This window comes from Ruminococcus sp. (genome assembly GCF_016283395.1).
Genome location: NZ_JAEEMU010000059.1, coordinates 24,667 through 31,087 on the forward strand (window position 1 = coordinate 24,667; position 6,421 = coordinate 31,087).

Sequence of the window (6,421 nt, forward strand, 5' to 3'; positions counted from 1 at the left end):
ACAGATATAACTGTATTTTAGGGGGTGAGGAGATGTTCGGAAGAAGACGAGATGAGGACTATGACGCATACAACGAAAAATATTCCTCAAAGTATGATGATGACTATATTGCACCGTCAGAGGAGTACCGAAGCGAGTGTGACCATGACCATGAACAGACCTACGATGATATCACCGATGTCAGGGAGTGCGACCACAGCCACGAACAGACCTACGATGATATTACCAATGTAAGAGATTGTGACCATAGTCACGAGCAGACCTATAGTGATGCAGACCATGAACAGCGTTCCTACGATAATTATGTAAGCCTTGAAAGCCGTTTTGAAAAGCTCCTCATGCCCAATGAGCATCTTCTGTGGGCAGGCGGCAAGGATAATCTCAATCAGAAGAACGGCAGTGCAAAAGCAGGCGGCATAATGCTGCTGGTGTCCATTATCCTTATGTGTACTGTTGTAATGGCTGTTGTTGGCGTAATAATGCTTATTGTCAGCATAAGTATGATGTCGGGTTCTATGGCAGGACTTTACGGCATAACAGATCACAGGCTCATAATCTTAAACAGTTCAGGACAGACCTCTATCCCTCTTGAAAATATAACGAGGGTAAGCTCCACATCAGGCAGTAATGGCAAGGGCTATATAACAATGTATCTGACAAAGCCAATAAGGAGCAGTAGCAGCAGGAGCAATAACATCATTGGTATGTATAATATCAACGATGCGAAAAGAGTCGAAAGGATACTCAATGACGCTATCCACGGTGCTCTGATGAATAAATGATTTGCAGGCAGGTGTGAAGATGTTCGATGGGAAAGATAATGGATATGAATCATATAATGATAAGTTATCATCGGAATGTGAAGATGAAAGTATTAAAGCTGCGAAAGTGATCGGAGAATATTTAAATGAAAGCGAAAAGATAATCTGGGCAGGCGGTCAAAGCAGCAATAAAGAAATCGCAAAAAAATACGTCAGCAGATCACGATTAATAACGGCAGTAGCGATCATATTGATTTCAACTATCATATTGACAGTTTTTTCAGCGTTTTTTGTTATATCTGTCGGCGCAGGTGTACTTCTCATGATATTTAATCTTATTTTTTCAGAGGTACCTGTGAATGGTCAAAATGATGAGTTCATGGCTGTGACTGACAGAAGAGTTCTGGTTCTTATAAATGAATATTTCAGACAATTCGAGCTTACAAATATCAAAAGCACCGAGTATAGTGAAATAAGTCCGGGAGTTGGAAGAGTTACTCTGGAGCTTTTTGAATATCCGTTTTCTGATCCTAATTATGAACACGTCACACATATTTATGGAAGTGAAGAATACGAGAGAATTACCCCACCGCTCTCTTTTACTCTTGTATCGGTAAAAGATCCGAAAGCAGCAAAGGAAGCAATCGATGCTGCTGTATTGCGTGTACGAAAAAGGTAGTATGTGCTTTTACAGGCGGATAGGATATGTTTGCAAACAGTACATATACTGTATAAATAATAAAAGATGACATCGGGCAATGTCCGTTGACTGATATAATATAATAAAAGGAAGTAAGGAAAAATGGAAAAGATCTCAAATAACGAAAAATCGCAGGTGCTTATTGATGCCCTGCCCTATATACAGAAGTACAATAACAAGATACTTGTTATCAAGTACGGCGGAAACGCCATGACCAACAAGGACCTTAAAGACGCTGTAATGACAGATATCGTGCTCCTTTCACTGGTTGGCGTAAAGGTAGTTCTCGTACACGGCGGCGGTCCTGAGATAAGCGATATGCTTAAAAAGCTCAATATCGAGAGCCGTTTCGTTAACGGTCTGAGATACACCGATGATGCAACAGTTGACGTTGTAAAAATGGTGCTCTCGGGCAAGGTAAACAAGGAGCTTGTACAGCTTCTCGCTCAGCACAAGGGCAGCGCAGTTGGTCTTTGCGGTATCGACGGCGAGATGCTCATGGCTGAAAAGAAAAAGACTGACGACGGTCAGGATTTAGGTTGGGTAGGCGAGATAACCAAGGTGAACACAAAGCCTATCACAGACGCCTTAGCAAACGGAAATATCCCTGTTATCGCAACTGTTGCAACAGATGCAGAGGGTAATACATATAATATAAACGCAGATACAGCCGCAGCAAGAATAGCTGCCGAGCTTGGTGCGGAAAATCTCATACTTATGACAGATATCGCAGGACTTCTCCGCGATAAGGACGATCCGTCAACACTTATACCCGAGGTAAATGTCAGCGAAGTTCCTTTCCTCAAGAGACAGGGCATTATCTCAGGCGGTATGATACCTAAGATAGACTGCTGCGTTGAAGCTGTCAGACGCGGCGTAAAAAAGACCGTTATCATCGATGGAAGAGTTCCCCATTCTATCCTTATTGAGATACTCTCCAATGAGGGCATAGGTACTCAGTTCACTTGATAAGGTTTCTTCTCGTAAAATAATTTACTTGTATACAAAAAGTTTACTTATATTACTTGCAGAAAGATTGATTTTGACTGCCTTTCAGCGTTATAATAATAGTGTGTCTGAAAATTTATGAACTATGTCCAAGGCAGTCTGCACCAAGGAGGAAAAAATGAATACGATAGATAAATTTAATTCCCACGTTATGCAATCCTATGGACGTTACCCACTGGTAATGGAGAAGGGTAGCGGCAGACGCTGTAAGGACGAAAACGGCATGGAATACATTGATTTCGGAAGCGGTATAGGTACGAATTCACTGGGTTACTGCGATGAAAAGTGGGCTGACGCTGTATGCGCTCAGGTAAGGACTCTCCAGCACAGCTCAAACTATTACTATACGAAGGTTCAGGCTGATTTCGCAGATAAGCTCTGCGGCATATCAGGCTATAAGTCGGTATTTTTCTGCAACAGCGGCGCAGAGGCTAACGAGTGCGCAATAAAGGTGGCAAGAAAGTACAGCTTCGATAAATACGGCAAGGGCAGACATACTATCATCACCCTTGTGAATTCATTCCACGGCAGAACTATCGCAACACTTTCCGCTACAGGACAGGATGTTTTCCATAACTACTTCTTTCCGTTCGTTGAAGGTTTCGTAAATGTTACCGCAAATGATATTAGCGACCTCAAGGCAAAGCTTGAGGATAAAACTGTCTGCGCAGTTATGATGGAATATATTCAGGGCGAGGGCGGCGTAATGGCTCTTGATAAGGAATTCGTTGACGCGGTATATGAGCTTTGCGCACCCAAGGATATTCTTGTTATTGCTGATGAGGTACAGACAGGCGTAGGACGTACAGGAAAGTTTCTTGCAGGCGATCACTACGGCAAAAAGGCTGATATCACAACTCTTGCAAAGGGTATCGCAGGCGGCGTACCTATGGGAGCTTGTCTCGTTAACGAAAAGTGCAGCGGAGTCCTGACAGCAGGTACTCACGGCTCAACTTTCGGCGGCAATCCGATTGCCTGCGCAGGCGGTCTTGCAGTCCTTGACAGGATAGAGAGCAAGGGCTTCCTCGATGAAGTGACCGAAAAGGGTAACATTATAAGAGAAGAATTGAAGAAATGCAGCGAAGTTACAGCACTCAGCGGTCTTGGTCTCATGGTAGGCATCTCTCTGAAGAGCAAAGATGCCCATGACGTTGCGCAGAAGGCTCTTGAAAAAGGACTTCTCGTGCTCACAGCCAAGGAAAAGGTAAGACTTCTTCCTCCGCTTACAATATCTTACGATGAGCTGAAGGACGGATTGAAAATTCTGATAGAGATACTGGAGGAATGATTATGGAGTTGCAGGTAGTTGGCACCGGTACTAAATATACCGTTGAAGATAAAAAAGGAAAGCTTCTCTATACTATTAAGAAGAAAAGCTTCAGTTCACGCTATAATCTAATGGATACGAGCAATTACAACTTATATACACTCGTTCAGACAGGCGACGCAAAGCGACCAACTTTTACCATAATCCTGAATGATAATGTTTTTATGACAATGGAGTGTACCTCTTTGTTCCTTGACCCTACTCTGAAAATAAAAAACAAGCAGATGCGTTTTGAGGTTGCGAGCAAGGACAGAAAGAATTTCAAGATAATACTTGACGGGAAAGAGGTAGGAGAGATCCAGACTCTAATGGGAGTAACAGGAGAGCTCCAGTATCATATAAATATTGAAAATACTGCATTTGATGACTATATACCGTTGTTTGCGGTTGCTATAGACAAAGCGTTCGGTGAAATGAACAAGTCATGATGAAAATGGAAAGGATAGAAATATGAAACATTTACTTAAAATGCTTGATCTCAGCACAGAGGAGATCATCGAAATACTTAACCTTGCTGACCAGCTCAAGTACGAGCTCAAGCACGGTATCCCGCACCCACACCTCAAGGGCAAGACTCTTGGCATGATATTCCAGAAGGCTTCAACACGTACAAGAGTATCATTTGAGACAGGTATGTATCAGCTCGGCGGCTATCCGCTGTTCCTCTCATCAAACGATCTCCAGATCGGACGCGGTGAGCCTGTACAGGATACAGCAAGAGTTCTCTCACGATACCTTGACGGTATTATGATCCGTACATTTGAGCAGAAAGAAGTTGAGGATCTTGCACAGTACGGTTCTATCCCGATAATCAACGGTCTTACAGACTTCTGTCACCCTTGTCAGGTACTTGCCGATCTTATGACTATCCGCGAGTTCAAGGGCAGCTTTGACGGACTTAAAATGTGCTTTATCGGTGACGGAAACAACATGGCAAACTCACTTATCGTTGGCTGCTTAAAGGTAGGTATGAGCGTGTCTATCGCTTGCCCTGACGATTACCAGCCGCCAAAGGAGATAATCGACTTTGCAAAGACATACGGCGAAAAGTTCGAGATGACAAATTCACCTATGCAGGCTGCAAAGGATTCAGACGTACTTATCACTGATGTATGGGCTTCTATGGGTCAGGAAGGCGAAGCTGAGAAGCGCAAGAAGGCTTTCGCAGGCTATCAGATAAACGATGAGCTTATGGCTCAGGCAAATACAGATGCAATGGTTCTCCACTGTCTCCCTGCACACCGTGAGGAAGAGATCACAGAGAAGGTATTCGAGTCTCACGCAAACGAGATATTCGAGGAAGCTGAGAACCGTCTCCACGCTCAGAAGGCAGTAATGGTAAAACTCATGGCTCAGTAAGCCGTTAGCCTTTAGCCATTAGCCATGTAGGGGGCGACGTTTTCGACGTCCCACATGATAAAATACATAACGCATGGGCGGATATTATCCGCTTATGAAAAGCAATTGTAAAATAAAGCGGACAGTTGGGGAACTGTCCGCTTTTTAAAAAATGATATAGGAGATAAAAATTATGAAAAAGATCAAAATATCATATGTACCATATAAGGTATATATCCTACCTGTTTTAATATGGGTGACTATCGCAGGCGTCGGTGCAGCACTTTATGGCGAGCCTGGAGTGTATGTGACGGGACTTATAGGAATAATCGCGTTTTTATATTTTTGTACCCGCAGAACTGTAGTAGAGTATGGCGACGGAAATATCATAAGATGCAGATGTTCCTATTACAAATGGAAGATAGACCTTGAAAAAATAGATACATTCGTATATACTATAAGCGAACACATTACAAGAGGCGGCCCGAGATATTCTATGGATATAAGATTCAACCACGACCAAAAGGGCGTGGAAGACTATTACAAGCTCAGCACAATACTATTAGGAAAAGAATTGGATAAAATGATACGCAACAGCTCCGATAAGCTTGATTTAATGCAGCTTTATAAGTATGCTGAGAGCTTGTATCCCGAAAAAGCAAAAGGATATACAAAGGAAGCAGGCATAAACGACTGAGCATATGAGGTGAAGCATGAAATACATAATCTGGGCAGGCATAGGAATTATTATCGCCATAGCAGGACTTATCTATCTGGGAAAGCTGCTTCTGCTGAAAAAGAACGGTATCGAGACCGAAGCGGAAGTTGTCTCGGTGCGCGAGAAACGGCAGAACTACTACGTACACAAGATGCGCTACGGCAGCGGCGATAAGGTCTATGAGTTTGAGGATAAGGCAGGCTTTTCCGAGCCGTTCAAGATAGGCTCGAAGCATACAATAATCTACGATCCGAAAAATCCGCAGAATTTCGACTTCGCCGAGCAGATAAAAAAGAACCTGATAATAATAGGCGCACTTGTAGTAATGGCGGTGCTTTTTGTAGTCAGATGGTGGTGGCTTGGCAAGCTTGGAACGTGATTGTAAAATATGACCAAAATATGAAGAAAAAGCTTCATATTCTTTTAGTTGACAATTGGCTGTAAACCTGCTATAATAAATAAGTCGCCGCGAGGGAAAGACGCTGAAGAGTAAGACTGCTGGGGCAGCATTAGAGGGGTAAAGACGGAGCGGAGATGAAAAACAAATCACAAAAATTTCCGAAAAGGTA

Annotated in this window: 8 protein-coding genes; all 8 read left to right on the forward strand. The window is 43.0% G+C overall.

The genetic code is table 11. The annotated features are described in order from the left end of the window. Window positions 1-32 precede the first annotated feature (32 nt). The 8 genes from QZZ41_RS15080 (at window position 33) to QZZ41_RS15115 (ending at window position 6,231) form a co-directional block, all read left to right on the forward strand. Entirely contained in the window at window positions 33-782 is a 750-nt protein-coding gene (locus tag QZZ41_RS15080; protein ID WP_295074016.1) for a hypothetical protein, read from the forward strand. 13 nt (window positions 783-795) lie between these two features. Next, on the forward strand, window positions 796-1,440 hold the full coding sequence (locus QZZ41_RS15085) for a hypothetical protein (protein ID WP_295074019.1): 645 nt from the start codon (window positions 796-798) through the stop codon (window positions 1,438-1,440). A 123-nt stretch (window positions 1,441-1,563) separates the two neighbouring features. Further along, a complete protein-coding gene (argB, locus tag QZZ41_RS15090) occupies window positions 1,564-2,430 on the forward strand; it encodes an acetylglutamate kinase (RefSeq protein WP_295074022.1) in 867 nt (288 codons plus the stop codon). Window positions 2,431-2,587: 157 nt separating this feature from the next. Continuing rightward, complete coding sequence (locus QZZ41_RS15095; protein ID WP_295074025.1) at window positions 2,588-3,757, forward strand: aspartate aminotransferase family protein; 1,170 nt, start codon at window positions 2,588-2,590, stop codon at window positions 3,755-3,757. 2 nt (window positions 3,758-3,759) lie between these two features. Continuing rightward, window positions 3,760-4,224: a hypothetical protein gene (locus QZZ41_RS15100; RefSeq protein WP_295074028.1), complete on the forward strand. Its 465-nt coding sequence runs from the start codon at window positions 3,760-3,762 to the stop codon at window positions 4,222-4,224. Window positions 4,225-4,246: 22 nt separating this feature from the next. After that, a complete protein-coding gene (gene argF / locus QZZ41_RS15105; protein ID WP_295074031.1) occupies window positions 4,247-5,155 on the forward strand; it encodes an ornithine carbamoyltransferase in 909 nt (302 codons plus the stop codon). 172 nt (window positions 5,156-5,327) lie between these two features. After that, window positions 5,328-5,831, forward strand: a complete 504-nt coding sequence (locus tag QZZ41_RS15110) for a hypothetical protein (protein WP_295074034.1) — start codon at window positions 5,328-5,330, stop codon at window positions 5,829-5,831. Window positions 5,832-5,847: 16 nt separating this feature from the next. Then, window positions 5,848-6,231 carry a DUF3592 domain-containing protein gene (locus QZZ41_RS15115; protein WP_295074037.1) on the forward strand — a complete coding sequence of 128 codons (384 nt, stop codon included), beginning with the start codon at window positions 5,848-5,850 and terminating at the stop codon, window positions 6,229-6,231. Window positions 6,232-6,421 lie beyond the last annotated feature (190 nt).